Consider the following 25,281-nt stretch of genomic DNA (forward strand, 5'->3'; position numbering starts at 1 on the left):
CTGAATTCAATTCGAGGTCTATTCGGCGAAGGCGGGGGTCTTCACCCGGCATTCCACGCGTTCTCCCACGGCACCGGTTTTTGTGCTGATCTCTTTTTCGCCGTCGAGCAGTACCCGGCAGGTCGCGCTGGCTCCCTTGCGCGGGGTGGCTGCAACACCGGCGTCGTCTTCGGCGGTAACTATCGTCGTTTCCCGCCAGGTTGCGGTGTCTGCATTCTTCGCGTCATTAACCGTCGCCGCCGTTTCCATGGTGGTTTCCGCCGAGGCCTCACCGCGCCCCGGGGATTCGAGGTAAACGATCTGGTCCACGGCGTTGATCGTCTCGCCGGTGACCGTGACCTCGTAGGTCACGCTCCACGCGTCGGCGGTCTGCTTGTTGAAGGATTCCACGGCTCCGCACCCGGTGAGCGATATCCCCGCAATGACCGCCATCGCACAAACCGCCGCACGCTTGCCCGGCCGCGCCGTCTTCACCCATCCACCCAAATTCATTCGTTCCTCCTGATCAATTACGGGTACCGGGCTCCGACCCCAATCTTCAGCCTACAAGTCCGCGCGTGCCCGACACCTCAACCGGCAGGTGGAAAATCCGTCGGCCCGGCTGCGACCAGCGAGGTAGCACCCGGCCATGGGCCGGGCCTCCTTTATACGGCATCCACTGGATGGAAGCACGCACTAGCCGTGCGGTGATTGCTCTGCAACTATTGCCCCATGACTAAGCTGCAGCCGGAAACAAATTTTTATGGCCACAATGTTTCAGCCTTTCTCGGACCAAGCCCGGCAACGCTCTTCGAGCAGCACCCGCTGCTAGCCAGTCTCTGGGAAGACGCTAAGGGGTATCTGCTGGTGCGCAGCAACGACGCGCACACCCTCTACGCGGTATCGCTGGCCAAGACGCTGCTCAGCCACCACCGGCACGCCGACCCGGATATTGTCTTGCCGGCCATACTGCTGCACGATATCGGCTGGTCATCCGTAGTGCCAGATTTGGTGCTCTCGGCCATCGCCCCGGGCGGCGGAAATAAAGAGCTGGTCTTACAGCATGAAAAAGAAGGCGCCCGACTGGCCGGAGAACTCCTGGCAAAACACGGGGTCGGCCCGGACGTCCTAGAGCGCATCAGCTTCATCATCGATGGCCACGATTCCCGCAAGGAATCCACCAGCTTAGAAGACAGCCTGGTCAAGGACGCGGACAAGCTCTGGCGGCTGACTCCCCACGGGATCGACACGGTGATGGACTGGTTCGGGCTGACCCGGCTGCAGGCGGTGGACCTGTGCGAATCACGGGTCATCAACCACCTGTTTACCGACACTGCGCGCATCATTGCCACCGGATTGCTGGCGGTGGAACGCGCTAATCTCTTCGATCAACGGCTAGCCTTGGACTCACCAAGCTAGTTCTGCACCCAAGGAGCAACTCATGGCCGGTGGCACCTCGCAGCCCGGACGCAGCGTCACCTCTAAAATCTTGGCCATCCTGGCGGCTTTTGAAACTACCCGTCGGTCTCTGAGCCTGACCGAAATCGCCGCGTCCGCCGACTTGCCGTTGTCCACCACGCACCGGCTGGTTGGCGAGCTCATCGAAGACGGCATGCTCAGCCGCACCCCGAACGGCGGAATCCAACTGGGTTTGCGGCTGTGGTCCATCGCGCAGAACACCGGCAGGCAGCTGCGCGATACGGCCCGCCCCTTTGTCCAGGATCTTTTCTCGCTCACCGGCGAAACCAGCCAGCTGGCCATCCGCGATGGCAACTCCGCGTTGTACATCGACCGCGTGTATGGCACCAAGCGCATCGCCCGGGCCTCACGGGTCGGCGGCCGGCTGCCCCTGCATGCCACGGCGGTGGGCAAGGTGATCCTGGCTTTTTCTGAAGCTTGGGTGATGGACGCCTATTTGGATCATCCGCTGGAATCGCTCACACCGCACTCCCATTGCTCCCCCATTCAGCTGCGCAAGGAACTGGAACAGGTCAGGGTGAACAACTATGCGGTCACCCGGGAAGAAGTGCGGCTGGGCACCTGCTCCATCGCGGTTCCGGTGTATCACACCGGCCGCCTGGGGTGCTCCATAGGCTTAGTCGTCCCCTCCTCGCACGCGGCGAATATGGAACGCCACCTGCCGGTTCTCAACGGCATTGCTAAACGCCTGGAAGCCGCGACGGTGCACATTCCGCTGGAAACGCTGCTTGGCGTGGTCACCGGCAAGGACAAGAACATTCCGGACCTAGACGAGGATGACGAGCTCTCCTAGGCAGAAAGACACCTTCCACTGAATGGAAGGTGCATCTTCCGTTCGGGTGTGCTGTGGGCAACACTTGGGATCAGTAAACGTTACGTGGATCACAGATCTGCGTATCCGCAATTTCCCGAGGAGCCACATCTCATGACCAGCACCCCAGCAGTCTCCGGTGGATGCCCAATGGGCTACGGCGCGCAGGCCCCGGCGGACCACCACGGCTACGAACCATTCGCCATGGAAGATCCGTTTCCGGCGTATGCACGTATGCGCAGCGAGCAACCGGTGATGTTTGATGAGCGGACCGGCCTGTACGTGGTCACCCGTTATGACGACGTCAAGGAAGTCTTCGAAAAGTGGGAGACGTTCTCCTCCGAGAATGCCCAGGCACCGGTGCGCAAGCGCGGACCGCAAGCCACCCAAATCATGACCGAGGGCGGGTTCACCACCTACTCCGGACTCTCCGCCCGCAGGCCCCCAGAGCACACCCGCATCCGGGCCATTGCGCAGAAGGCCTTCACCCCACGCCGCTTTAAGGCCTTGGAGCCACTGATCCGTGAAAACGTGAAGGCCTCCATCAAAGCGATGCTGGACCGCGGTGATAATCATGGCGACATCGTCGCGGATCTGGCCTACTCGCTGCCCACGGTCACCATCCTGACCCTGATCGGTGAGGATACCTCCTCGGTGGACACCTATAAACGCTGGAGCGACTCACGCGCCGCGATGACCTGGGGAGATTTGAGCGACGAGGAGCAAATCCCGCACGCGCACAACCTGGTTGAATACTGGAACCGCTGTCAGGAAATCGTAGCCCGCGCCCATGCCGAAGGCGGCGACGACCTGACCGCAGACCTGGTCAAGGCACAGTCCGAGGGCGGCGAAATCAGCGACCACGAGATTGCCTCACTGCTCTACTCGCTGCTCTTCGCCGGCCACGAAACCACCACCACGCTCATTTCCAACTGCGTGCGTGTCCTGCTCGATCACCGCGAGGCTTGGGAAGCGCTGTGCGCCGAACCCAAGCAAATCCCCAAGGCCATTGATGAAGTGCTGCGCTACTCCGGGTCGATAGTCGGCTGGCGGCGCAAGGCACTGGAAGACACCGAGGTTGCAGGGGTGGCGATCCCCGAAGGTGGAGAGCTGCTGCTGCTGATGGGCTCGGCCAACCGCGATGAATCCCGCTTTGAAAACGGTGAGGACTTCGACATTTCCCGTTCCAACGCACGGGACCACCTGTCCTTCGGCTTCGGCATCCACTACTGCCTGGGCAATATGCTGGCCAAACTCCAGGCCAAGATCGCATTGGAAGAGCTCACCAGCGCACTGCCAGATCTTCAGCTGCTGGACGGTGAGCACATCAGCTTCCGCAAAAACCTCTCCTTCCGCGTCCCCGAGCAAATCAACGTCTCCCTGAACGCGCACTGAATTTACTTCGAAAGTAGAACATCATGAGCAACAACGACTTCATTGAATTCTTCGACGGCGGCTTAGCTCCCACCTTGGACTCCTTGGGCGGCAAGGGCGCTTCGCTGGTCACCATGACCGCCGCTGGCATGCCGGTGCCTCCCGGATTTGTTGTTAATACCGCGGCCTTCCGCGCCTTCATGGGCGCCGGACTGGACCAGGCCATCAACGAACACCTAGCCCAGCTTGACCCCGAAGACATCCAAGCGGTGGATCAGGCCAGTGCGGCGATCCGGGAACTGATTACCTCCCGCCCGGTCCCCGCCGAGTTGAGCGAGGTCACCCGCCAGGCCTACGCCGATTTGCAGTCCCGCTTTGAATCCGAGGCTCCGCTGGCGGTGCGTTCCTCGGCCACCGCCGAAGACCTGCCGGACGCCTCCTTCGCCGGGCAGCAGGACACCTACTTGTGGCTCAACGGCTACGCCGCGGTGGCCGAGCACATCCGGGCCTGCTGGGCCTCGCTGTACACCTCACGCGCCATCATCTACCGCATCAAAAACAACATCCCGGATGAGGGATTGTGCATGGCGGTCGTGGTGCAGAAGATGGTCAACGCCAGGGTCGCCGGAGTCGCCATGACCTTAGATCCCACCAACGGGGACCGCTCCAAGATCACCGTGGACGCGTCCTGGGGTGTAGGTGAAATGGTCGTCTCGGGCACCGTCACCCCGGATAACATCCAGTTGGACAAGGTCACCTTGGCGGTGATCACCGAGCATATCGGCGACAAGCACGCCGAACTCATCCCGGATCCGGCCACCAACTGTCTGGTGGAACGCGAAGTTGAACCGCAGCGCCGCAACGTCCTGTGCTTGACCAGCTCCGAACTTGAAGCGGTGGCTCAGATGGCCAAACGCGCGGAGAAGCATTACAAGAGCCCGCAGGATATCGAGTGGGCCCTGGACGCCGATCTTCCCGACGGCCAGAACCTGCTGCTGCTTCAGTCCCGCCCGGAAACAGTGCATTCGTCCACTACTGCCGCACCCAAGCTCGGCGCCGGCGGTTACGCCTCCTCGCTCGGTTATGGTTCGGTCTCTTCGATCACCGCCTCGCTGACGAAGATCACCGGTTAATTTTCTCGCTCTATCCACCATCTCGGCCAGTTGATGATCTCCCGGCCGCTGCCTGAAAGGGTGCAAGTCATGACAATGAAGTCCTTCCCTAAACCATCCGATTTGCCGGTCCCCGCCGGCGCCGAAGGATGGGAAGAGATCTACCCGTATTATCTGGTCTTCCAGGACGAGCTGAAGGAAGAGGAAGACGCCAAGTTCTGGTTCTGCGACTCCTCACACTGGCCAACGGTGTTTAAGCCATTTGAAACCATTGGCGGTGAATTTGCGGTGAAGTGCCTGGGCCAATACAACGCCCGCCACTTGCTGATCCCGAACGCCAACGGCATCGAGTTCCGCGTGCACCTGGGCTACCTGTACATGTCGCCCATCCCGGTGCCCGAAGATCAGATCGCCGCCCGCGTTCCAGAGTTTGAGGCCCGCATTGGCCACTACTTCGGGGATTGGGAGAACAAGCTGGCCGCATGGCATGACAAGGTCAAGGGCACCATTGCCGACATGGAGCAGATCAGCTTTGACCCGCTGCCGGAGATCGTTCCCTTTGAGGACATCACCAACGGTGTGGGTAAGGACGGCTCGGAAATCCTGTTGGACAACTATGACCGGCTGATCTCGCTGACCTACCAGAACTGGCAGTACCACTTCGAATTTTTGAACCTGGGCTACATCGCGTATCTGGACTTCTTCAACTTCTGCAAGGAAGTTTTCCCCAACATCCCTGACCTGTCCATCGCCACCATGGTCCAGGGTGTGGACATGGAACTGTTCCGCCCCGATGATGAGCTCAAGTCACTCGCCCTGCTGGCGGTCGAGCTGGACCTTGTTCAGCATTTCTCCCGTACCGATGATCCGGCAGCCACCCTGGCCGCTATCGCGGCGGCTCCCGGCGGCGAGCGCTGGATCAAGCAGTGGGAAGAGGCCCATGAGCCATGGTTCAACTTCACCATCGGCAACGGCTTCTACGCTCATGACAAGTACTGGAATGAGCACCCGGAAATCCCGCTTGGTTTCATCGCCGACTACGTCAGCCGCGTGCAGGATGGTGCGCAGATCCTGCGCCCAACACAGAAGCTGATCGCGGAGAAGCAGCGCATCGTCGAGGAGTACACCGAGCTGCTCGATGACGAGGCAGCAGCCATCTTCGAGGCCAAGCGTTCGCTGGCGGCTACCGCCTACCCGTACGTTGAAAACCACAACTTCTACATTGAGCACTGGACCATGGGCGTCTTCTGGCGCAAGGTGCGCGAGCTGTCCACAATGCTCACCGAGGCAGGGGTCTTCCAAGATCCCGAAGACCTGCTCTACCTGGGCCGCAATGAGGTCCGCGACGTGCTCTTTGACCTGGTGACAAACTTCGGCGTAGGTGCCGGAACCCCGATCGCCGCGGTGGCCCTGCCCAAGAAGATCGCCAAGCGCCGTTTGATTGTTGATGCGTTGAAGACCGCCCGCCCGGCTCCTGCGCTGAACACCCCGCCGCAGACCATCACCGAACCGTTCACCCGCATGCTGTGGGGCATCACCACCGAACAGGTGCAGTCGTGGTTGGGCAACGACGAGGACGCCGAGGAGAACGTGCTCAAGGGCATGGCAGCCTCCCCGGGACTGGTGGAGGGTCCCGCCCGAGTGGTCATGCACGCCGATGACCTCTCCTTAGTGCAAGCAGGAGAAATTCTTGTCGCTCCGATCACCGCACCGTCCTGGGGCCCGATCTTCGGCAAGATCAAGGCCACGGTCACCGATATCGGCGGCATGATGAGCCACGCGGCGATCGTCTGCCGCGAGTATGACCTGCCGGCGGTCACCGGCACCGGCAGTGCCTCGGCCACCATCAAGACCGGAGATCTGCTGCGTGTTGACGGGACCAAGGGCACCGTGCAGATCCTGACCGATGCGGAACTAGTTGCCGGGCCGGGAGCACACTCCCACGCCCACCAGCACTAATCCCCCTGACGGTGAGGTCTTCTCGGAAAATCCCCCAAGCTCTTCCGAATAACCCTCACCATCCCCGGGTGCCGGCCAATCCCCCAAGTGGCCGGCACCCAACCCCCAAACTTTTGATCATCTTCTTCAGAAAGGCAAAGTCATGAACAGTTCACCGACGGCACTCATCACCGGCGCGGCCGGCGGCCTGGGCCGGGCCTTCGCCTTAGGATTTGCGGCCCGCGGCTACAAGGTCGCCGCCGCAGACATCGATCTGGCAGGCGCCGAAGAAACCGCGACCCTGGTCCGCCAGGCCGGAGGCGAGGCCGCGGCCTTCCAGGTGGATGTCACCGACACCGCCTCGACCAACGCTCTGGCGGCCGCCGCGGCGCAGTTTGCCGGCGGAACCATCGGCGTGCTCATCAACAACGCCGCCATCTACGCCACCGTGACCCGGTCCAAATTCGAAGATATTAACCCCGACGAATGGGACCAGGTGATGAACGTGAACCTGAAGGGGCCGTGGATGGTCTCCCGTGCACTGTCCCCGCATCTAGGTGCGGGGTCCCGGATCATCAACCTGGCTAGCGCCACCGTGTATTCGGGCTCCGAGCAGTGGGCCCACTACGTGGCCTCCAAGGGCGGGGTGATCGCGCTGACCCGCGTGATGGCCAAAGAACTGGGCCGCCGCGAAATCTCGGTGAACACCATCGCCCCGGGCTTCACCCTCACCGAGGCGAGCCTGAGCCTGATGGATGACGCCGCCAGCTACGGGGTGGACCGCGGATCACTGAAACGCGCCAGCCAGCCCGAAGACATTGTGGGCGCCGCGCTCTTCCTGGCCGGCCCCGACTCATCATTCATCACCGGCCAAACGCTCGTCGTCGACGGCGGACGCCAATTCATCTGAGTCCGCTCAGCTGCTGAACCCGAACAGGAGAAACATCATGGCGAAAGTACACTTCACCGATTTTGAAGGTGCCACCCAGGTCATCGAGGCCACCACCGGGGACTCCGTTATGGAAACCGCCGTCCGCAACGGCGTGGAAGGCATCGTCGGCGAATGCGGCGGCTCACTGTCCTGCGCCACCTGCCACGTTTTCGTCGCAGCCCAGGACTTCGAGGCCCTGGAGCCCATGGAAGAGATGGAAGACGAAATGCTCTACGGCACCGCGGTGGACCGCGAAGAGAACTCCCGGCTGTCCTGCCAGATCAAAATGTGCGCAGAGCAGGAAATCCACGTCACTACCCCGGAAACCCAGGTTTAGCCATGAGCACCCAGACCCTATCCCCCTCACTGGCCGGCGCCGATGCCCCGGCCCCGGGCACAGCCACCGGGCTGTTGATTATCGGAGCCTCGCAGTCCGGGGTGCAGCTAGCCATTTCGCTACGCGCCCTGGGCTACAACGAGCACATCACCTTGCTGGGCGAGGAAGACCACCGCCCCTACCAGCGCCCGGCGTTGTCTAAAGAATTCTTGCAGGACAAGGTTGGTTCCGAATCGCTGATCTTCCGCTCCAACGACTACTGGATCGAGCACAACATCACCCTGGTCAAGGGCGAACGCATCGAATCGATCTCCGCGCAGCCCGACGGCAGCGGCGAAGCAGTGGGAAGCTCCGGCGCCGCCTACCCCTACGCCAGGTTGGCGCTGACGGTGGGCGCCCGGCCGCGGCTCTTCGAAGCCCCGGGAGCCCAGTTGGACGGTGTGGTGTATCTGCGCAATGCAGATGATGCGCTCAGGCTCAAGGCGCTGGCCCCGGAAGCCACCGACGTGGTGGTCATCGGTGGCGGGTTCATTGGCTTGGAGGCAGCCAGCTCGCTGCAGGCCATGGGCAAGAAGGTCACCGTCCTGGAATACGGTCCGCGTCTGGTGGGCCGTGCCGTCGGTGAAGACACCAGCGAATACTTCCGCAAGCAGCACACCGAGCGCGGCTTAGATATCCGCATCGGCGCACGCATCGAGCAGATCGTTGATGATGGCCACGGCGGCGTGCAAGCGGTCCGGCTGGAGAGCGGCGAGGAAATTGCCGCGCAGATCGTGCTGATTGGCATCGGCGTCATTCCAAATACCCAGCTGGGCGAAAAACTCGGGCTGAACATCGATAATGGCATCGTGGTGGACGAACACGCCGTCGCTTCGGATGGGCACACCATCGTGGTGGGCGACGTGGCCAATATGCCCAACCCGGTTCCCGGCTCGCCGGCCGGCGAGCGCATCCGGCTGGAATCGGTGAACAACGCGGTGGAGCATGCAAAGGTTGCCGCCTATTCGCTGATGGGCCAGCGCGAAGCCTACGCGGGCATCCCCTGGTTCTGGTCCAACCAGGCGAATATGAAACTGCAGATCGCCGGGCTGTCCATGGGCTTTGACTCCACGGTGCGCCGCGAAGTGCCCGATAAAGGCAAGTTCACGGTGCTCTACTACCGTGCCGGACAGATCATCGCCGCGGACTGCGTCAACGCTCCGCTGGATTTCATGGCGGTCAAACAGGCTCTCGCCGCGGGAAAGAACATCAACCCGGACGCCGCCAGCAACCCCGCCACCCTGCTCAAGACTTTGATTGCCTAAGGATCGATATGACAACCCTGAATGAGACCAGGCCGCTGCCGGCCACCGGTGAAGTGAATACTGGGCCCATTGCCCTGGATATCCATGTAGATGGAGAACTTGATCGGCTCTGGGCCGCGGTGGTTCCCGAGACCCGCGCGCGTGGCAACGACATCCACCTGCCCATCTCCTTGTCCTTCGCCCGCCGATTGTGCGACGCATACCCGGAGGCCGACCGCACCCTGGTGCTGGTGGCAACCCTGCTGCACGACACCGGCTGGGCCCATGTGGATAAGGACAAGATCATCTCCGATGGCTTCCGCGGCGACTGGCGCAAGGCGGACATCCGTTACGAGCACGAACGCGAAGGCTGCCTTGTAGCCCGCCGCGTGCTGCCACCGCTGGGCTTTGCCGAAGAATTCATCGAGGCGGTCTGCCTGATCATCGACGGGCACGACACCCGGGCGGTGGCCTACTCCTTGGAGGACGCGCTGATGCGCGACGCGGACCGGCTGTGGCGCTTTGACCATGCCGGCATTGCCCTGGCCTCGGGCTGGTTTGACCAGGATCCGGCGCGCTACACCGACCGGCTGGAAACCGAGATCATTCCGGAACTGATCACCCAGGCCGCGGTGGATATGGCCACCGCAGACCTGGCCCGCTCCCGCAAGCTGCTGCGCACGGAGGTCCTGAGATGAGCACCACCACCATGACCCGAGATTCTTTAACGATCCCCTACCGCCACGTGGACACCCACTTCATCAATGGTGATTGGGTCGCCTCGACGGGGTCCAACCGCATCGAAGTCACCGACCCTGCCACCGCCAAGGTATGGGGTTCGGTGCCCGAAGGTACCGAAGACGACGTGGACGCGGCGGTCGGCGCGGCACACCGGGCCCTGCACAGTTCAGCGTGGAAGGCCTTCACCCCCGCGGATCGCGCGGCCCTGCTGCTGCGCATCGCCGATGAGGTCGAGGCCCGGGCCACCGAACTGTCGCTGACCAACACCTTGGAAAATGGTTCCCCCGTCTCCGAGACCTCGGGTGCGGCGGCTAACGCCGCAAGCATCTTCCGCTACTTTGCATCACTGGCACCGTTGCTGGAAAACGAGGATCTACGCCCCTTCCCCAATGGTGCCGGGCAGTCGCTGGTGCGCCGCGATCCGGTAGGTGTGTGCGCGCTCATTGCCCCGTGGAACTTCCCCATCAACCTGATGGTCATCAAACTCGCCCCGGCACTGCTAGCAGGATGCACCGTGGTGATGAAGCCAGCTTCCCCTACCCCGCTGTCTTTCCGCATCATCATGGATGCGCTGGCGACCGCCGGAGTCCCGGCGGGCGTGGCCAACCTGGTCACCGGCCCGGGCCGGCTAGGAGATACCCTGGTGCGCCACCGGCTGGTGTCCAAGGTGGCCTTCACCGGCTCCACCCCGGTGGGACGCAAGATCGCCGGAGCCTGCGGCGAACTGCTGCGTCCGGTCACCCTGGAGCTAGGCGGCAAATCCAGCGCGTTAGTCCTGCCCGATGCGGATCTGGACGTGCTCGGCTCGCGGCTGATCCGCTCGTGCATGCGCAATACCGGACAGACCTGCTACATTTCCACCCGAATTCTGGCCCCGGCGCAGCGCTACGAGGAGGTGGTGGACGTGATTGCGTCAACCATTAGCGCCGCTGCGCAGGGTGACCCGTTGGATCCATCCACGGTGTTTGGCCCCTCGGCCAACCGCAGCCAGTACAACAGCGTGCTCGAGCATGTGCAATCCGGACATGCCCAAGGCGCCCGTGCGGTCACCGGAGGCGCGAAAGCGCAGCTGCAAGGTGAGCTGGCGGACGGGTTCTTCATTCAACCCACGGTCTTCGCCGATGTCGAACCCGAGATGCGAATCTCGCGTGAAGAGATCTTCGGGCCGGTGATTACCGTTCTCAAGTACGAGTCGGAAGCCCAAGGAATCGAGCTGGCGAACAATACCGAGTTCGGCCTGGGCGGGCTGGTCTTCGGCGCGGATGAGGAACACGCGCTGCGCGTTGCCGAGCAGCTGGACACCGGAAGCGTGGGGCTGAACTTCTTCGCCTCGAATCATGCCGCGCCCTTTGGCGGCCGCCACGATTCTGGCCTAGGCACCGAATACGGCCCGGAAGGCTTAGCCGCGTACCTGAGCTACAAGTCAATCCACCGGCAGGTGCGCTAGCCAGGAACCCCTAGCGGCAGCAGGCATCAGACCCCGTGCAACGGGTTCTGATGCCTGTTGCCGCGCCTTTTTAACTGCAGAAATATGCAAATAATTGCTTGTCAGAGCCCTTCCGCTGGATGGAAGTCTGGGCTGGTGAAACACCTGCCAACCGAGCAGGATTACTAGCAGTTCACAACGTGTTCCACGTCACCATCCGGAGGCGAAGGACCACTTCCCCAGCTAAGGAGCCCACAAGATGCAGTACCACCACGACGGTTACATTGGCCGCGATCCACGCATCAGAACCGCGCAGGGCACAGGCATTGATCGCACCGCCGAACTGCCTGAGACCATGGATGTGCTCATTGTGGGCGCGGGGCCTGCCGGCATCGTTCAGGCCGCCCAGCTGACCGAATATCCAGATGTTCACACCCGCATCATCGAGCGCCGACCCGACCGCCTGGTGGCGGGCCGCGCCGATGGGCTCTTTCCACGCAGCTGCGAAACTTTCCAGGCCTTCGAGTTTTATGAAGAGATCGCCCACGAAGCGGCGCATATGCGTGAAATGAGCTTCTGGGGTCCCAAGCCGGATGATCCAACACAAATCGCACGCGGGGCTCGAGCCGATGATCCACCGGCCTATGTCAGTGAATTCCCCATCCTGACCGTCAATCAGGCCCGGGTCATCGACTACTTCGCGCGACGCGCGGAAAATGGTCCGGCGCGAATCAACATCAACTACGGTTTTGAGTTTCTGGACCTGACCGTGCATGAGGAAGGCGAATATCCCGTTGAGGTGAAGCTGCTGGATGAGCACGGTGAGCAGCGCACGGTTCGCGCGAAGTACGTGGTGGGCTGCGACGGCGCGCGCAGCAAGGTGCGCGACTGCATCGACGTGGAGGTTCTCACCGATCCGGCGGACCAGGCATGGGCCGTCATGGACATCCTGGCCAATACCGACTTCCCGGACTTCCGCACCCGCAGCGGCATCGCATCCGACAAGGACGGCTCGATCCTGCTCATCCCACGCGAAGGTGGTTTCTTGACCCGCTTCTACGTCTCCCTAGATGCTCCTACCCCGGAAAACCGGGAACGCGTCCGGGCCACCACCGCCGAACAAGCCATCGAACGAGCCAACCGCATCCTGTCCCCCTACACCGTGGACGTCAAGGAGGTGACCTGGTTCAGCATCTACGAGGTCCGCCACTCGGTGGCACAAAGCTTCGACGATGTGGCCGCTCAAAAGAACCCTGCATTAAACCCGCATGTGTTCATTGCCGGAGATGCCTGTCATACGCACAGCGCCAAGGCTGGCCAAGGCATGAACGTCTCCATCCAAGACGGCTGGAATCTTGCGTGGAAGCTCGGCCAGGTCCTGGAGGGACGCAGTGATGAGTCCCTGCTGCAGACTTACAATGACGAACGGCAGGATGTGGCGCAGAAACTCATCGACTACGACAAGGAATGGTCGGCCATGATGTCCCGGAGTCCCGAGGAAATGGCGGGCCCGCATGAGATTGTTGACTTCTTCACGAGTACTGCCAACTTCCCCGGCGGCTTCGACACGAAGTACCCGTCCTCCACGCTGATCGGCGACGGTGCAGCGCAAGAGCTTGCCCAGAACTTCCCACTGGGCATGCGCTTCAAATCAGCCGAGGTTTCCCGGGTCTGCGATACAACGACGGTGCAGCTTGGCCACCATTTCCGTGCCGACGGACGCTGGCGGCTGTACGCTTTCGCGGACGAATCGGGTCAAGCCGTCGCCGAGCTGGCGGACTGGCTGGAAAATTCCGAGGATTCAGCGGTCAGGCAGTTCACCCCCGAAGGAACGGACATCGATAGTATCTTCGACGCCAAGGTGATTTATCAGCAGAGCTACCACGACGTGGATCTTGGCGCAGTTCCACGCCTGTTCATGCCGAAGGTCGGGTACCGTCAGGTGATCGATTGGGAGAAGGTCTACGCCGCGATTCCGCACAACGACATCTTCGAGGCACGCAAGATTGACCGTGCGGGCGCGCTGGTGATTGTGCGACCGGACATGTATGTGGCCCACGTTCTGCCGTTGACCGCACGGACAGAGATCACCGAGTTCTTTGCACAGAATATGATGGGTGCCAAGGTAGCGAATTTCTCCTGACCTTCGCTTCGCATGAGCGCAGGGTATCGACTCCTGAGGCAATTAGTGCCTGATCGCCCGATACCCTGTGTCTCAGCTAGCTTCAGGGAACCTGAGCTATATGAACCGAAGCAACGTTGACTCGATAAAGGGAAAGCGAAGGGATGACTTTACGGGTGCGGTATCCGCAGCCACCCGATACTGAACTGCTCCCCAGAAGTTGGACTGAGAAATCAGAAACCAATATCCGGGGAGCAGTTCAGCGAAACAGGGTCTTTTTATATGGCAGATCTTGCCAAGGACCTAGACGGCGGTATAGCCACCATCAACCGGAATAACGGCGCCGGTAATGAATTTTGCCTTGTCGCTGGCCAAGAAGGTGATTAAGTCAGCTACTTCCTGCGCCTCGCCCACGCGTCCCGCCGGGTGCAACTTGGCGTACTGCTCCAGAGTTGGCTCATCAATTAATGGGGTGCGGATAACACCAGGGGCCACCGCATTCACGCGGACGCCCTCCTTGGCATACATGGTGCCGGCGGCACGGGTCATATTCACCACGCCTCCCTTGGATGCCGAGTAAGCAATGTTGTTGGAAACTGCGACCATGCCGAACATCGAGGCGAGGTTGATGACAGAGCCACCGTCACCTTGCTTCAACAACTGGGCAATGACGTACTTATTGGTGTAGAAAACACCGGAGTAGTCGATGCCGTTGGTGCGTTCCCAGTTGTCAATGGTCGAGGTGACCACATCACCTTCGCCACCCACACCGGCCGAGGCAACAGCAATGTCCACACGTCCGAATTCCTCGACGGTCTTGGCAACTGCGGCTTCGACGTTCTCGGCATTGGATACGTCGCCCTGGTAGAACTTGGCGCCGATCTCGTCTGCGACTTCCTGAGATTTTGGATTGAAGTCAAAGATCATCACTTTGGCCCCTTCAGCGATGAAAGTCTTGGCTGTTGCCAGACCCAGTCCCGAACCGCCACCGGTGATGAATGCGACCTTGTTGTTGAGTTCCATGATGCGCTCCAATCCTTCAATGAAGTATGACCACTTCCGTGGTCCTATACTTCAATACAACACCACTTTAGTTGAAGCGTCAACCAGTTGTGACATGAGGATCAAATCCAGCAGCAATGCTGATTGATTGCGCCCTATTGCGACCGTCAACTGCAGCCTCGCATCCAGCACCTGACCGCTCGACGGGGTAAACTCGGCCGCGGACCCGTCACCGTCGAAAGGACTCCACCATGCCGCTAAGGCGTAGTGTCAAGCACCAGTTAGCACGCCGTCCGGCATGAGACTTTCAATTCTTGATCAGGTTCCGCTCACCGAGCATGCGCCCACCCGGGCTGCCGCACTATCCAGTGGCTTAACACTGGCACAGGATGCTGACGCGCTGGGTTACCACCGAATCTGGTTTGCCGAGCACCATAACTCGCAGTCCTTCGCCAGCGCCGCCCCGGAAATAATGACCGCCCTGGCACTGGAGCGCACAGCCAAGATCAGAATCGGCACCGGCGCCATCCTCTTGCCCTACTATTCAGCGCAAAAGGTCACCGAAACGATGGGTCTGCTCTCGGCGATTCATCCGGACCGAGTGGATACCGGGGTGGGGCGCGCCTCGCTCAGCGATCCAAACTATGCCGAAAAGATCGCGTCTTTGGTGCACGAGCTCGACGCTAGCCACGCGGCTTCAAACAGCGAGCCCGCCGGACGCGTATGGGTGCTGGGGGCCGGAGGTTCGTCCGCCCCGTTGCCGGGAACGCTCGGCGCCGGCTACGTTCATGGGCACTTCCTGCGCCCCACCGGTGGCGAGGCCGCGACCAGCGCTTATCGCGAGGCAGCAGTAGCTTCCGGACACACTCCACACACCGTCTTAGCCGTCCGCTTTGTCACGGCCGAAACCGAGGAACAGGCCCTGGCTCTAGCCGAAGCCCTGCTGCTTTGGCGGGTGCGCAAGGATTTTGGGCACGATGGTCCCATCCCCTCGACGGCCACCGCCGCACGCTACCAGTGGAGCACGGCGGAACGCGCCCGCGCTAAGGAGCGCAGCCAAGCACTGATCGTTGGAACCCCAGCCAAGGTTCGAGCCGAGCTTGTGGCTTTAGCCGACTCACATGGGGCCGATGAGCTGATGCTCAACACGCTGGTGAGTGACCCCGAGGACCGGTTGAACGCCTACCGGCTCCTGGCAGACGATTTGAACCACTGATCTTGAAGATCCTCGTTGACCTGGACAAGTCAGCATAGACAACAAGTAGCGACGAATTGAACACCAGAATCAGGTGAATCACAGTACCCGACGTCCCCTCGGGCTGAAGTCGAGGACAACGCACACTGTTTCCGGAGCGCTTGAATCTACCCAGATCAATGATCATGATAGGGAACTACCCGGCGCGCTTTGCCTGCTTGTGCCTCTCGAGAATTGCCAATACTAATCTGCAACGGTTTGAGCTGACGTGTTTTTAGTTGGAAAGCATCGATCCACCAGAAGTGCCGTTCTCAGATTTCGATCCTCCCTCGGGACGGCCGTGGCAATACCTGCGCGAATTGATAAACCGCCCGATTACCCGGTCGTCTGCAGACGACCTACCGCGTTGTCCGCATAGCACCACTTCTTCGGCGAACTGAATGACATCTGCGTTCTCCGCGGCGTTGCACGGAAGCACTCTGATGGCGAGCGCGCTGCGTTTCATTCGCTTGCAATAATTTTCTTTGACGCAGGTCCCCACATTTGCCTACTGCACTGATGAACCTCGTACCCGTTATCTTTTTGATAGCCCCTAAAAAGAGGATCATAGGGACTGTCGGCCGACCAATCTCGGCATGGTGTCTTGCCCCTGTCTAACCAATGATCCGGGGGGTGTTGCCACCGAGATTGGGATGGCAGCATGGTGATTGCTAATTAGGGGGCGCGGCGCAAAAAAAATGAACGCCTGTCATAACGTGGATACAAGACTTCGCTACCGACGATCGGTCGACCTTGAACACAAACTAGTTCAAAGGAGCACAAGCTATGATCAACGCGAACATCGACATTTTCCTCGGCCTGGACGTCGGCAAAACCGACCACTGGGCCTGCACCGTCACCATAGACAGCAAGAAAATCTGGAACAAAACGCTGCCAACGACGAAGCCAAATTGATCGCGGTCTACCAAAACCTCACCGCTCAAGGAACAGTTCTGGTCGTAGTGGATCAGCCAGCCACCATCGGAGCCTTGGCAGTCGCCGTAGCTCAACAGCTGGGCATCCAGGTCGCGTACCTGCCCGGACTGACCATGCGACGCATCGCAGATATGTATCCCGGGACAGCCAAGACCGACGAAAAGGATGCGTTCATTATCGCTGATGCGGCACGAACCATGCCCCATACCCTGCGCAGCCTCCAACTCACCGACGAAGAAGAAGCAGCGCTGGGCATGCTCACCGGATTTGATCTTGATTTGGCCCGTCAGATCACTCAAACCAGCAACCGGATCCGTGGGCTCTTCACCCAGATCCACCCACCTTTAGAGCGGCTCTTAGGTCCATGGTTGGACTATGACGCCATCCTTGAAGTCCTCGCTGCATGGCCTACCCCAGCGCTGCTGAAGCACGCTGGCAAGGCGCGGATCGATGCGAAACTCAAGAAACACGGAGCCCGCCGGCACACCGCCTGGGCCGCAGCCATCATGGACGCGCTCGACGAGCAAAGCGTCATCGTGGTCGGCACCGATGCGGCAGGACTAGTCATCCCGCACATGGCTCGCCAGCTGATCTCATTGCACGCCCAGTGTGCTGACGTCGCCACTCACCTCGAAACCATGGTGGAGGCGCACCCTCTTTACCCGGTCCTGACATCGATGCCCGGGTCGCTGTCAGGACCGCTGCGATCATCATCGCTGAGATCTCCGTCAAGAGCTTCACCAGTGCTGCAGCTCTGTCTTCCTACGCTGGATTAGCACCGACCACACGCCAGTCAGGGACCTCAATAAAGTCCGAGCGCGTCAGTCATTCAGGGAACAAACGATTGAAACGGGCGCTCCTCCTATCGGCATTTGCGTCCATCCGTTTCGATCCAACCAGCCGGGAATACTACGACCGGAAACGAGCCCAGGGTAAACGCCATAATCAGGCACTCATCGCGTTGGCTCACCGTCGACTGACAGTACTGTTTGCGATGATCCGCGATGGATCCTTTTATGATGCTCCGGAGCAGAAAATTGCTTGACTTTTAACATAGGGGCACCCCCCATAGGGGCGCTGCCCTCCTACAAAAGTAGGAGGGCAGCGATCCATCCGCAGCATTGCTCCTCCACCAAGCGCCGCTTTCCGAACCATGCTGACAATAACTTCGCGAGCTCGTTAACCGCTGGATCATCATGTTTTCCGCTAGAACACACTGCCCCGCTGGCCACATGGAAGCGCTTTCCTGCGCCTTCCTACAAAAGTATGATTACGGGTACAAAAATAGATTTATATAATTTTCATTCGGGCAATATGGAAACCAATTAGCGTATCTGAACAATTTTGATCGGCTGCCCACTTCCCCTTGCTCGCAGCCTTCGCTTTTCCCATACACCTCGACGAGGATCTAGGAATCTGGTTTGAAAAATAAAAAACTCATCGCCATGGCTGCCACAGCGGCTCTTCTGATCGCCCCCACAACCGCTTTCGCCAATGAGACCCCGGCTCCAAAACCAGCCGCCGCATCCAGCCACTTGGAAGCTGTCAGCTCATACTCCGTTGAAGACACCCTGAAATTGCTCTTGGCTGGATCCGGACCAGTCGCTGAGAAAAACCCCGAGCTGGTCAGATTCCTCGGATTTGCTGAGAATCGCCCCGCAACGGACGAGGCCGTACTCGATGAGGTGATCGCCGACTACGTGAAGTTCGACCCGAAAACCGCTGCCTCCGTTCAAAAGCGGCTCGCGTCCGGGCAGCCCCAACAAGTTGAAAAGGCCCTGGCCGACCTGACTTCCTCTTTCCAGAAATACCTCAAGAAGAAGTCCGCCAGCCAGTCGGAGAAGAGCAATCTTCCCGTGGCCGATGCGGCCGGATGCGGCGCGTTTAAAGTGTGCGTCGGCGTAACGCTGCTCGCCGTTGCAAATGGTGTGGTGTACGCGAACGTGGCCGCTGCGACGTTCGCGGTGGCGACCTTGGCAATTGCCTGGGTCTACCTTATGGATGATCCGAGCCAGACTACCGAGTTTGAACGCGATGAGTTCATTGCCAAGATGACACGAGCGCTGAGCAGCTAGCCTCGCGATGCAAGATACACCAACAAAAGCCGCCCCAGGCCGAGCTGCGGCCTGGGGCGGCCTGCTGTCACTGATAGCCTTTGTCCTGATTCTCGCGCTGACGATTGCCATGTCGCTGCCGAGCAACGTACTGGCCTCCCGCGACGGATCACTGCTGAGGAAAACAAGTGTCGAGCTGGTCCCCCAAGGCTGGGCATTCTTCACCAAGCCTCCGAGCGAAAGCGAGATCGTACCTTTTTCGGTCACCAATAATTCTGCACCCGTATCCGCGCTCGCGCCACCTCAGGCCGAATTCAAAAATCTTCTGGGCCTCTCCCGTACACAGCGTGCCCAGGGCCCCGAGTTGGCAGGCTACGTCAACGAAGTCACCCGTTGGGTCGACTGCATGTCGAGCGAACCCGGGATCTGCGCGCAAGATCTCCTGGACGAGGGCGGTACGCCGCAAAAGTTCGATTCCACGACTTCCGCTGCCTCGCTCTGCGGAACGATCATTGCGCTTGAGACCGAGCCTGTTCGTTGGTCGTTCAGAGAATTCTCCACCTCGGCGCGCACCGCGAAACGCGCAGCGTTGCTGGAGGTGTCATGCTGAACCGGATTCTTCAACCGACAGAGAACGCGATCGCCAATTTCCACGGGGCAGATCGCTGGATTGGGTCTGGTCGCACACTGATTGCGCTGGCGCAGCTGAGCATACTTTGCTTTACGCCCACCGCATACCTTTTCGTGCCGGTCTCCGGAGAACCGCAAAAGCCGCACTGCGAAGGGTGGAAGGGCCTCACCGCCTACTGCTTGGGCAACGACGATTTCCGGCCTTGGGTCTCAATACTGCTCATTGCCCTTCTTATGGTGGTCGCCTCGGGCTTCTTCCCGGCTCTGACAGCGGTGCCGCATTACTGGGCTACGGTATCCATCTCGACGGGAATCTCGCTGCCTGACGGTGGCGAGGCTGCGGCTCAAGTCATCACGCTATTTTTGGTTTTCCTGCTTTTGGGCGACCGCCGGAAAACTCATTGGCATCGAGCTTCACCGAGCACCAGGCCGAGAAATGTCCTGCTTGGGCTGACCTGGGCCGCTCATTGGGGACTTCGGCTTCAGATGGCTTGGATCTATGTAAACGCGGCAATTCCCAAGCTTTCGGTCCAGGAGTGGAAAGACGGAACCGCCGTGTACTACATAACCCGCGGTGAATTCTTCGGTGCGCCAAAGCACCTGCAAGAACTGATCTATTGGGCAACGTCTATGCCCTTGGTCGAACTGCTGTTGACGTGGGGAACTATCGCCGCCGAACTGACGATTGCCTACTTCTTGATTTTCGGGAAGAAGCGCACGCGCCTGGTCTCGCTGGCTTTATGCCTCGCTCTGCATGCGGGCATCATTGCAGTCATCGGACTCTGGTCCTTCGCCCTGGTGATGATCGGCGGAGTTGCCGCAGCTATGGCGGGTATCCAACTGAGACAGCAGGTTCATGCACCAGATGCCCCGCGATCCGCTCCCATCACTGCTACACCCGCTGACTTCACCCACGTAAACACGCTTGGCTCAAGTGATAAGCATTCAACTTCTCCCCTAGTTAAAGGAAAATGAAATGGAAGACCTGGCATTTGGAGCTCTCGTAGTTAGCATCCTGTTTGTCCTCATGTGTACGATGCTGGCTTCAATGACCCGTTCAGGGTCTTTATCGGCCAACCGCGTCTTCGGCTTGAAGACCAAGCACACGCTCGCCTCCGATGAAGCGTGGACAGCGGGGCACAGGGCAGCCGGTCCCCTATTATGGGGTTCCGTTGCTGTCGCACTGGCTGGCGCTGTCACTACCGGCCTGCTGCTTGCTGCCGGTGATTCGCAAGTTGCCGGTGTGGTTGGCTGGGTCGGCGTGCTAATAAATGTGGGGCTTCTGGTTTACGCAACCCGAGTCGCGAACAGGGCAGCTCGCGCCGCATAATTGCGGCGCGCACCCCTGCACTCGATAGTTGAATGCAGATGGCTGCGGTCTTGGAGGTTCAACGCCCCGCACCGCCATCCAGGCAGGCGGTGAGCTGGAATCAAGTTCCCGCTCACTGCCTGTCTGGCTTGTGGCCGTATCCCTGAAGCACCATTGGCTAAAATGCTTGGACCCGCGGAATAACTATTATCTGGGTGTTCTGCTCTCTCTGGCGTCTGGCAGTCCAAGCACATATCTAAATGGATGTCGGAAGATGCGCAACCTGACGCCGCGTAGCGAGCAGCTTGTGCGTCCACTGGAAAATCATTGGGGACGGAGCCAGCCCGCAGAACCCTGAAGCTGCGGGGCCACTTGCGTGTGCAGTTGCATGTCGTTGCATTGGCGGATCGGCCCGATGCCCAACCCTATGGTTTTCAAGGTTCCGAATACCTTGATCTCGCCCTACGACGTGGTGCGGATACGGCTATTGACACCCTTGCGGCCTACCGGCAGAGCCAGGCGAGGCGGAATCGGCGAGCGCCCAACGCGATCCCATTCACGCAATCCACGCGTTGCCCATCGGTAGCGGAACCGGCAGATTCGGCTCCATCAAACAGTAATCTGCCGTACCCATCTGGCGCATTGAACTGCGTGACAGCCACCGGATGAGAATCCGCAAAAAGTTTTTTCAACTTATTTCAATCCTTTTCCCATCTCGCTCCGAATGCTTCATGACAGCCCGCACCAACAGGGTCGGGGAAATACGACGAGAGTTCTCGTCGTAAGGCAAGGAGATAGACATGCAGACACTCAACCGCAAATTCGTTGGAGCACTCTCGCTGGTCGCAGTTGCAGCAATGGGATTGACCGCTTGCTCGACCGGCTCCGAAACCGCAGAGCCATCAGCTTCCAGCTCCATGGCCGCCCCAAGCAGCTCGGCAATGGCCAGTGAGTCGCCAATGGCTGATTCGGACATGGACCCAGCAGCTAACCTCGTTGGCTCGGGTTGCGCGGCTTACGCCGAAGCAGTGCCAAGTGGCGACGGCTCGGTAGCCGGTATGGCCAAGGACCCGGTAGCCGTGGCAGCTTCGAACAACCCGCTGCTCAAGACGCTGACCGCGGCGGTGTCCGGAAAACTGAATCCAAAGGTGGATTTGGTGGACACCCTCAACGGTGACGAGTTCACCGTCTTCGCACCCGTTGATGACGCTTTCGCAGCAATTCCTGAAAAGGACCTCAACGCAGTGGTCAAGGACGCAGATATGCTCAGCGGCATCTTGACCTACCACGTAGTACCTGGCCAGATTGCACCGGCAGACCTTTCGGGTGACTACACCACCGTTGCAGGCCAGGATCTTGAGGTCACCGGCAGCGGAGATGACCTGAAGGTCAACGGCGCTTCGGTCATCTGTGGTGGCGTGCAGACCGCCAACGCCACCGTCTACCTGGTAGACGAAGTATTGATGCCACCAGCAGAAAAGAAGTAGTCGAAGCGGACTACCAGCAAGACGTCCACCGCCCGATGGCCGGTACTTGGTGCTTGATCATCAAGCACCGGCCATCGGGCGGTTAACACCCTCTTGACCGGCTAGGTCGTGGATACCTTCGCCGGACAACGGAAAAGGAGATATGAACAGAGCTGACACGGAACAATTGAATCCCGGCTCCGATGATATTCTCGACACCATGGACAGAGCACCGAGCGGGACCGGGACACAGGCAGAAGCAGACCCTGGATCCACTGAATATTGGAGCGGTCTATGCCGACGGGTCGCCGAAGGTGACCATCAGGCCTTCGATTCCCTGTATGCGGAGTTATCTCCGGTGGTGTACGGAATCTCGGTGCGGCTGATTCGCAATTCCGCGCAGGCTTCCGAGGTCGCTCAGGAGGTCATGCTCGAAATCTGGAACAACGCGCACCAGTATTCTCCCGGTACGGGATCCATCTACGCGTGGGCTTCAACGATCGCCCGTCGCCGGACCATTGACAGGATCCGTTCGGAGGAAGCACGGACCACGCGTGAAGACCGCAACTTCACCGTTGACCGGGAAGTCGCACAAATCGATGATGACTTGATGGCTCAAGTTGATTCGGAGCAGGTCCGCAATTGCCTGGGAACCTTGACCGACAAGGAAAAGCAGACGGTCATTGACACCTACTACGGCGGCAGCACCTATGCACAGGTGGCCGAACGCCGCCAGATGCCCCTGGCCACGGTGAAATCTAGAATCCGCAGCGCCTTGCAGCGCCTGAAGACATGTTTGGAGGTGGCATAAGTGGATCGCCAGAATCGTGACGGCTCATTGAGCACCGAAGACCATGAACTGCTGACCGGGCTGGCCTTGGAAGCCTTTGATTCACCCGAGGAGCGGGAACGCGCCGAGAAACTGGTCAGCTCCAATGAGCAGGCCGCCCAATGGCTGCGAGGATACCGCGAGACCCTGGCACGCCTCGACCGGGCCACGGCCGTGGAACCCCCGGCGCAGTTGCGTGAGAAGATCTTCGCCGACCTTCCGGAGCAAGCATCCCCAGCACCAATTTCGCTGAGCGAACGCCGCGAGCAGAAGCGGCGCGGAATGCCTCGCTACGGTTGGCTTGCGGCCGCCGCCGCGGCAGTGGTGCTAGCCGCCGTGCCGAGCGCTATCGCAATCAACCAGCACCAGCGTGCAATCACCGCGGAATCCGAAAACAACGAGCTGCTTTCAGTGCTCGATGGCCAGCAGGTGAAGGTGGTCAACGCACAAATGCCGGACGGCAATGGCGCGATGACCCTGCTTGCTTCCTCCAAGGGTACGGTGGTGCTCGGCCACGATCTGCCGGCCATGGACCAGGAGCACGATTACCAATTGTGGACCATTGCCGCAGGCGGAACTCCAGTTCCTTCCGATGTGGTTCCCCACGGCGACTGGAGCGCACAGTTACCGGCCATGCCAGAGGGTACAACGATCGCTTTGACCGTGGAACCGGCGGGTGGCTCCCAGGCTCCGACCACCGATCCGGTGATGGTGCTGGTCGGCTGAGCGGGGATTGGCAAAGATGCAATTTAGCTAGCTAGGCTAAATACATTAGTCTGTGGCTATGAGGCAAGACTCCCTGACCCAGCCACCGCAGCCCCTCCAGCTGGTGCTGTTCCGCGATGACCTGCGCACGCTGGATAACCCGGCCCTGTTAGCCGCACGGGAAGCCGGGCCCACCCTGGCGGTCTTCATCCTGGATGAGCAGTCCCAGGGGATCAGGCCGCTGGGAGCCGCGGCCCGCTGGTGGCTGCACCATGCGTTAGCCAGCCTCCGGGATTCCCTGCACGAACTGGGGATCCCCCTGATATTGCGACGCGGGGCCACCGCGGAGGTCGTGGCAGAGCTCAGCAGCGAATGCTCGCCGCAGGCTATCAGGTGGAATCGCCGTTATGGCCACGCAGAGCGCGCAGTGGACGCTCAGCTCAAAACCGCGCTGCACGGCGCGGGAATCAGCGCCCACAGCTACGCGGGGTTCTTGCTTCACGAGCCTTGGGAACTACTGACTAAGAACCAGACCGGTTTCAAGGTCTTCACTCCCTTTTACAATGCGCTGCAAAACGCTGACATACGGCCGCCTCTGCCCAGCCCCAGCGCCCAGGACCCGCTCGACGCGCCAGGGGTGCGCAGCGATCAGCTGGAGAGCTGGAATCTGCTGCCGACTTCTCCGGATTGGTCCGCGGGCCTGCGCGAAACCTGGACTCCGGGTGAGCCTGCGGCCAGGCAACGCCTAGCCGAGGTAATTGAATCAATCGCCGGGAACTATGTGGACCACCATGACCGGCCGGACCTCGACGGCACATCAGCATTGTCCCCCGCGTTGCGCTGGGGACACCTGAGCGCTCACCAAGTATGGGATGAATTGAGCAGGCACGCGGCGCATTCCCCGGCCGCCGCCGAGGGCGCCACCGCACTGCGCCGCCAAATCGCCTGGCGGGACTTCTGCTGGCACCTTTACTACCACCACCCGCAGCTGCCCACGCAGAACCTCCGCACAGAATTTGATGACTTTAATTGGTCCTGGCCAACCGATTCACCTGAAGCCGCGGATCTGGTGGACGGCTGGCAGCGCGGCCGCACCGGTTTTGCACTGGTTGATGCAGGAATGGCGCAGCTGTGGCAGACCGGCTGGATGCACAACCGGGTGCGTATGGTCACCGCGAGCCTGCTGGTCAAGAACCTCGCGATCCACTGGAGGGTGGGCGAGCAATGGTTCTGGGACACTCTGGTGGATGCCGATATTGCCAGCAACACCGCCAACTGGCAATGGGTGGCCGGGTGCGGAGCGGATGCCGCACCCTACTTCCGCATCTTTAATCCCGAATTGCAGGCTAAAAAATTCGATCCTCAGGGCTCCTACGTGGCCCGCTTTGCGCCATTGGCCATTGAACCACTGGTGGATCTCAAACAGTCGCGAGCTCAAGCCCTAGAATCATACAACCACATGAAATCGCAGCAGAATTCGTGAGTCCAAAGAATTTGCGAATCCTCCAATCCAAGAGCGCCACGGCTACGAACAACCGGTAGGAGCTCCCAGAGCCCAGTCGCAGACACATGCATTACAACGT

Annotated in this window: 22 protein-coding genes and 1 pseudogene; 21 read left to right on the plus strand and 2 right to left on the minus strand. The window is 60.2% G+C overall.

The features are described from left to right. Positions 1 to 18 precede the first annotated feature (18 nt). Positions 19 to 492, minus strand: coding sequence for a hypothetical protein (locus ACX5K5_RS15605; protein WP_459174759.1), 474 nt, complete (start codon positions 490 to 492; stop codon positions 19 to 21). A 219-nt stretch (positions 493 to 711) separates the two neighbouring features. On the opposite strand from ACX5K5_RS15605, the gene ACX5K5_RS15610 reads away from it, so the two are divergent. The 11 genes from ACX5K5_RS15610 (at position 712) to ACX5K5_RS15660 (ending at position 13,554) form a co-directional block, all read left to right on the plus strand. Continuing rightward, positions 712 to 1,398, plus strand: coding sequence for an HD domain-containing protein (locus ACX5K5_RS15610; protein ID WP_459174760.1), 687 nt, complete (start codon positions 712 to 714; stop codon positions 1,396 to 1,398). 22 nt (positions 1,399 to 1,420) lie between these two features. Continuing rightward, positions 1,421 to 2,251 (plus strand): IclR family transcriptional regulator, encoded by an 831-nt coding sequence (locus ACX5K5_RS15615; protein WP_459174761.1) that lies wholly within the window; start codon positions 1,421 to 1,423, stop codon positions 2,249 to 2,251. Between the two features lie 132 nt (positions 2,252 to 2,383). Next, positions 2,384 to 3,664 (plus strand): cytochrome P450, encoded by a 1,281-nt coding sequence (locus ACX5K5_RS15620; protein WP_459174762.1) that lies wholly within the window; start codon positions 2,384 to 2,386, stop codon positions 3,662 to 3,664. Between the two features lie 23 nt (positions 3,665 to 3,687). Next, positions 3,688 to 4,776 carry a PEP/pyruvate-binding domain-containing protein gene (locus ACX5K5_RS15625; RefSeq protein ID WP_459174763.1) on the plus strand — a complete coding sequence of 363 codons (1,089 nt, stop codon included), beginning with the start codon at positions 3,688 to 3,690 and terminating at the stop codon, positions 4,774 to 4,776. A gap of 69 nt (positions 4,777 to 4,845) precedes the next feature. Continuing rightward, positions 4,846 to 6,714: a PEP-utilizing enzyme gene (locus ACX5K5_RS15630; protein WP_443438947.1), complete on the plus strand. Its 1,869-nt coding sequence runs from the start codon at positions 4,846 to 4,848 to the stop codon at positions 6,712 to 6,714. Positions 6,715 to 6,856: 142 nt separating this feature from the next. Further along, on the plus strand, positions 6,857 to 7,603 hold the full coding sequence (locus ACX5K5_RS15635; protein ID WP_459174764.1) for an SDR family NAD(P)-dependent oxidoreductase: 747 nt from the start codon (positions 6,857 to 6,859) through the stop codon (positions 7,601 to 7,603). A 37-nt stretch (positions 7,604 to 7,640) separates the two neighbouring features. Next, positions 7,641 to 7,961: a 2Fe-2S iron-sulfur cluster-binding protein gene (locus ACX5K5_RS15640; RefSeq protein ID WP_459174765.1), complete on the plus strand. Its 321-nt coding sequence runs from the start codon at positions 7,641 to 7,643 to the stop codon at positions 7,959 to 7,961. A gap of 2 nt (positions 7,962 to 7,963) precedes the next feature. Continuing rightward, positions 7,964 to 9,265 carry an NAD(P)/FAD-dependent oxidoreductase gene (locus tag ACX5K5_RS15645; protein WP_459174766.1) on the plus strand — a complete coding sequence of 434 codons (1,302 nt, stop codon included), beginning with the start codon at positions 7,964 to 7,966 and terminating at the stop codon, positions 9,263 to 9,265. 8 nt (positions 9,266 to 9,273) lie between these two features. Then, a complete protein-coding gene (locus ACX5K5_RS15650; protein ID WP_459174767.1) occupies positions 9,274 to 9,942 on the plus strand; it encodes an HD domain-containing protein in 669 nt (222 codons plus the stop codon). Then, positions 9,939 to 11,432: an aldehyde dehydrogenase family protein gene (locus tag ACX5K5_RS15655; protein ID WP_459174768.1), complete on the plus strand. Its 1,494-nt coding sequence runs from the start codon at positions 9,939 to 9,941 to the stop codon at positions 11,430 to 11,432. The genes ACX5K5_RS15650 and ACX5K5_RS15655 overlap by 4 nt, the downstream gene beginning before the upstream one ends. Before the next feature lie 238 nt (positions 11,433 to 11,670). Continuing rightward, positions 11,671 to 13,554 carry an FAD-dependent monooxygenase gene (locus tag ACX5K5_RS15660; protein ID WP_459174769.1) on the plus strand — a complete coding sequence of 628 codons (1,884 nt, stop codon included), beginning with the start codon at positions 11,671 to 11,673 and terminating at the stop codon, positions 13,552 to 13,554. A 282-nt stretch (positions 13,555 to 13,836) separates the two neighbouring features. Here ACX5K5_RS15660 and ACX5K5_RS15665 read toward each other — a convergent pair whose 3' ends face one another. Beyond that, positions 13,837 to 14,556 carry an SDR family NAD(P)-dependent oxidoreductase gene (locus ACX5K5_RS15665; protein ID WP_459174770.1) on the minus strand — a complete coding sequence of 240 codons (720 nt, stop codon included), beginning with the start codon at positions 14,554 to 14,556 and terminating at the stop codon, positions 13,837 to 13,839. Positions 14,557 to 14,833: 277 nt separating this feature from the next. On the opposite strand from ACX5K5_RS15665, the gene ACX5K5_RS15670 reads away from it, so the two are divergent. The 10 genes and pseudogenes from ACX5K5_RS15670 to ACX5K5_RS15715 all read left to right on the plus strand — a co-directional run bounded on the left by ACX5K5_RS15670 (position 14,834) and on the right by ACX5K5_RS15715 (position 25,181). Then, positions 14,834 to 15,751 carry an MsnO8 family LLM class oxidoreductase gene (locus ACX5K5_RS15670; protein ID WP_459174771.1) on the plus strand — a complete coding sequence of 306 codons (918 nt, stop codon included), beginning with the start codon at positions 14,834 to 14,836 and terminating at the stop codon, positions 15,749 to 15,751. A gap of 804 nt (positions 15,752 to 16,555) precedes the next feature. Further along, positions 16,556 to 17,750, plus strand: a pseudogene (locus ACX5K5_RS15675) (IS110 family RNA-guided transposase). A gap of 376 nt (positions 17,751 to 18,126) precedes the next feature. Beyond that, positions 18,127 to 18,780, plus strand: coding sequence for a sporulation delaying protein family toxin (locus ACX5K5_RS15680; RefSeq protein WP_459174772.1), 654 nt, complete (start codon positions 18,127 to 18,129; stop codon positions 18,778 to 18,780). 7 nt (positions 18,781 to 18,787) lie between these two features. Further along, positions 18,788 to 19,369, plus strand: coding sequence for an SdpA family antimicrobial peptide system protein (locus ACX5K5_RS15685; protein ID WP_459174773.1), 582 nt, complete (start codon positions 18,788 to 18,790; stop codon positions 19,367 to 19,369). Then, positions 19,363 to 20,364: a sporulation-delaying protein SdpB family protein gene (locus tag ACX5K5_RS15690; RefSeq protein ID WP_459174774.1), complete on the plus strand. Its 1,002-nt coding sequence runs from the start codon at positions 19,363 to 19,365 to the stop codon at positions 20,362 to 20,364. The genes ACX5K5_RS15685 and ACX5K5_RS15690 overlap by 7 nt, the downstream gene beginning before the upstream one ends. Position 20,365: 1 nt before the next feature. Beyond that, positions 20,366 to 20,719: an SdpI family protein gene (locus ACX5K5_RS15695; protein ID WP_346060046.1), complete on the plus strand. Its 354-nt coding sequence runs from the start codon at positions 20,366 to 20,368 to the stop codon at positions 20,717 to 20,719. Between the two features lie 779 nt (positions 20,720 to 21,498). Continuing rightward, positions 21,499 to 22,185, plus strand: a complete 687-nt coding sequence (locus ACX5K5_RS15700) for a fasciclin domain-containing protein (protein ID WP_346060044.1) — start codon at positions 21,499 to 21,501, stop codon at positions 22,183 to 22,185. Between the two features lie 142 nt (positions 22,186 to 22,327). After that, positions 22,328 to 22,975, plus strand: coding sequence for a sigma-70 family RNA polymerase sigma factor (locus tag ACX5K5_RS15705; protein ID WP_459174775.1), 648 nt, complete (start codon positions 22,328 to 22,330; stop codon positions 22,973 to 22,975). Continuing rightward, complete coding sequence (locus ACX5K5_RS15710) at positions 22,976 to 23,719, plus strand: anti-sigma factor (protein WP_459174776.1); 744 nt, start codon at positions 22,976 to 22,978, stop codon at positions 23,717 to 23,719. It abuts the gene before it with no gap. Between the two features lie 58 nt (positions 23,720 to 23,777). Further along, positions 23,778 to 25,181: a cryptochrome/photolyase family protein gene (locus ACX5K5_RS15715; protein ID WP_459174777.1), complete on the plus strand. Its 1,404-nt coding sequence runs from the start codon at positions 23,778 to 23,780 to the stop codon at positions 25,179 to 25,181. Positions 25,182 to 25,281 lie beyond the last annotated feature (100 nt).

This window comes from Glutamicibacter bergerei (genome assembly GCF_054495185.1).

What these genes read in the sequence shown, in the direction of transcription:
- ACX5K5_RS15655 (WP_459174768.1), top strand. Translation starts at nt 9,939, where the DNA reads ATGAGCACCACCACCATGACCCGAGATTCTTTAACGATCCCCTACCGC.
- ACX5K5_RS15685 (WP_459174773.1), top strand. Translation starts at nt 18,788, where the DNA reads ATGCAAGATACACCAACAAAAGCCGCCCCAGGCCGAGCTGCGGCCTGG.
- ACX5K5_RS15625 (WP_459174763.1), top strand. Translation starts at nt 3,688, where the DNA reads ATGAGCAACAACGACTTCATTGAATTCTTCGACGGCGGCTTAGCTCCC.
- ACX5K5_RS15660 (WP_459174769.1), top strand. Translation starts at nt 11,671, where the DNA reads ATGCAGTACCACCACGACGGTTACATTGGCCGCGATCCACGCATCAGA.
- ACX5K5_RS15690 (WP_459174774.1), top strand. Translation starts at nt 19,363, where the DNA reads ATGCTGAACCGGATTCTTCAACCGACAGAGAACGCGATCGCCAATTTC.
- ACX5K5_RS15620 (WP_459174762.1), top strand. Translation starts at nt 2,384, where the DNA reads ATGACCAGCACCCCAGCAGTCTCCGGTGGATGCCCAATGGGCTACGGC.
- ACX5K5_RS15695 (WP_346060046.1), top strand. Translation starts at nt 20,366, where the DNA reads ATGGAAGACCTGGCATTTGGAGCTCTCGTAGTTAGCATCCTGTTTGTC.
- ACX5K5_RS15645 (WP_459174766.1), top strand. Translation starts at nt 7,964, where the DNA reads ATGAGCACCCAGACCCTATCCCCCTCACTGGCCGGCGCCGATGCCCCG.
- ACX5K5_RS15610 (WP_459174760.1), top strand. Translation starts at nt 712, where the DNA reads ATGACTAAGCTGCAGCCGGAAACAAATTTTTATGGCCACAATGTTTCA.
- ACX5K5_RS15605 (WP_459174759.1), bottom strand. Translation starts at nt 492, where the DNA reads ATGAATTTGGGTGGATGGGTGAAGACGGCGCGGCCGGGCAAGCGTGCG.
- ACX5K5_RS15715 (WP_459174777.1), top strand. Translation starts at nt 23,778, where the DNA reads ATGAGGCAAGACTCCCTGACCCAGCCACCGCAGCCCCTCCAGCTGGTG.
- ACX5K5_RS15630 (WP_443438947.1), top strand. Translation starts at nt 4,846, where the DNA reads ATGACAATGAAGTCCTTCCCTAAACCATCCGATTTGCCGGTCCCCGCC.
- ACX5K5_RS15640 (WP_459174765.1), top strand. Translation starts at nt 7,641, where the DNA reads ATGGCGAAAGTACACTTCACCGATTTTGAAGGTGCCACCCAGGTCATC.
- ACX5K5_RS15650 (WP_459174767.1), top strand. Translation starts at nt 9,274, where the DNA reads ATGACAACCCTGAATGAGACCAGGCCGCTGCCGGCCACCGGTGAAGTG.
- ACX5K5_RS15670 (WP_459174771.1), top strand. Translation starts at nt 14,834, where the DNA reads ATGAGACTTTCAATTCTTGATCAGGTTCCGCTCACCGAGCATGCGCCC.
- ACX5K5_RS15665 (WP_459174770.1), bottom strand. Translation starts at nt 14,556, where the DNA reads ATGGAACTCAACAACAAGGTCGCATTCATCACCGGTGGCGGTTCGGGA.
- ACX5K5_RS15615 (WP_459174761.1), top strand. Translation starts at nt 1,421, where the DNA reads ATGGCCGGTGGCACCTCGCAGCCCGGACGCAGCGTCACCTCTAAAATC.
- ACX5K5_RS15700 (WP_346060044.1), top strand. Translation starts at nt 21,499, where the DNA reads ATGCAGACACTCAACCGCAAATTCGTTGGAGCACTCTCGCTGGTCGCA.
- ACX5K5_RS15705 (WP_459174775.1), top strand. Translation starts at nt 22,328, where the DNA reads ATGAACAGAGCTGACACGGAACAATTGAATCCCGGCTCCGATGATATT.
- ACX5K5_RS15635 (WP_459174764.1), top strand. Translation starts at nt 6,857, where the DNA reads ATGAACAGTTCACCGACGGCACTCATCACCGGCGCGGCCGGCGGCCTG.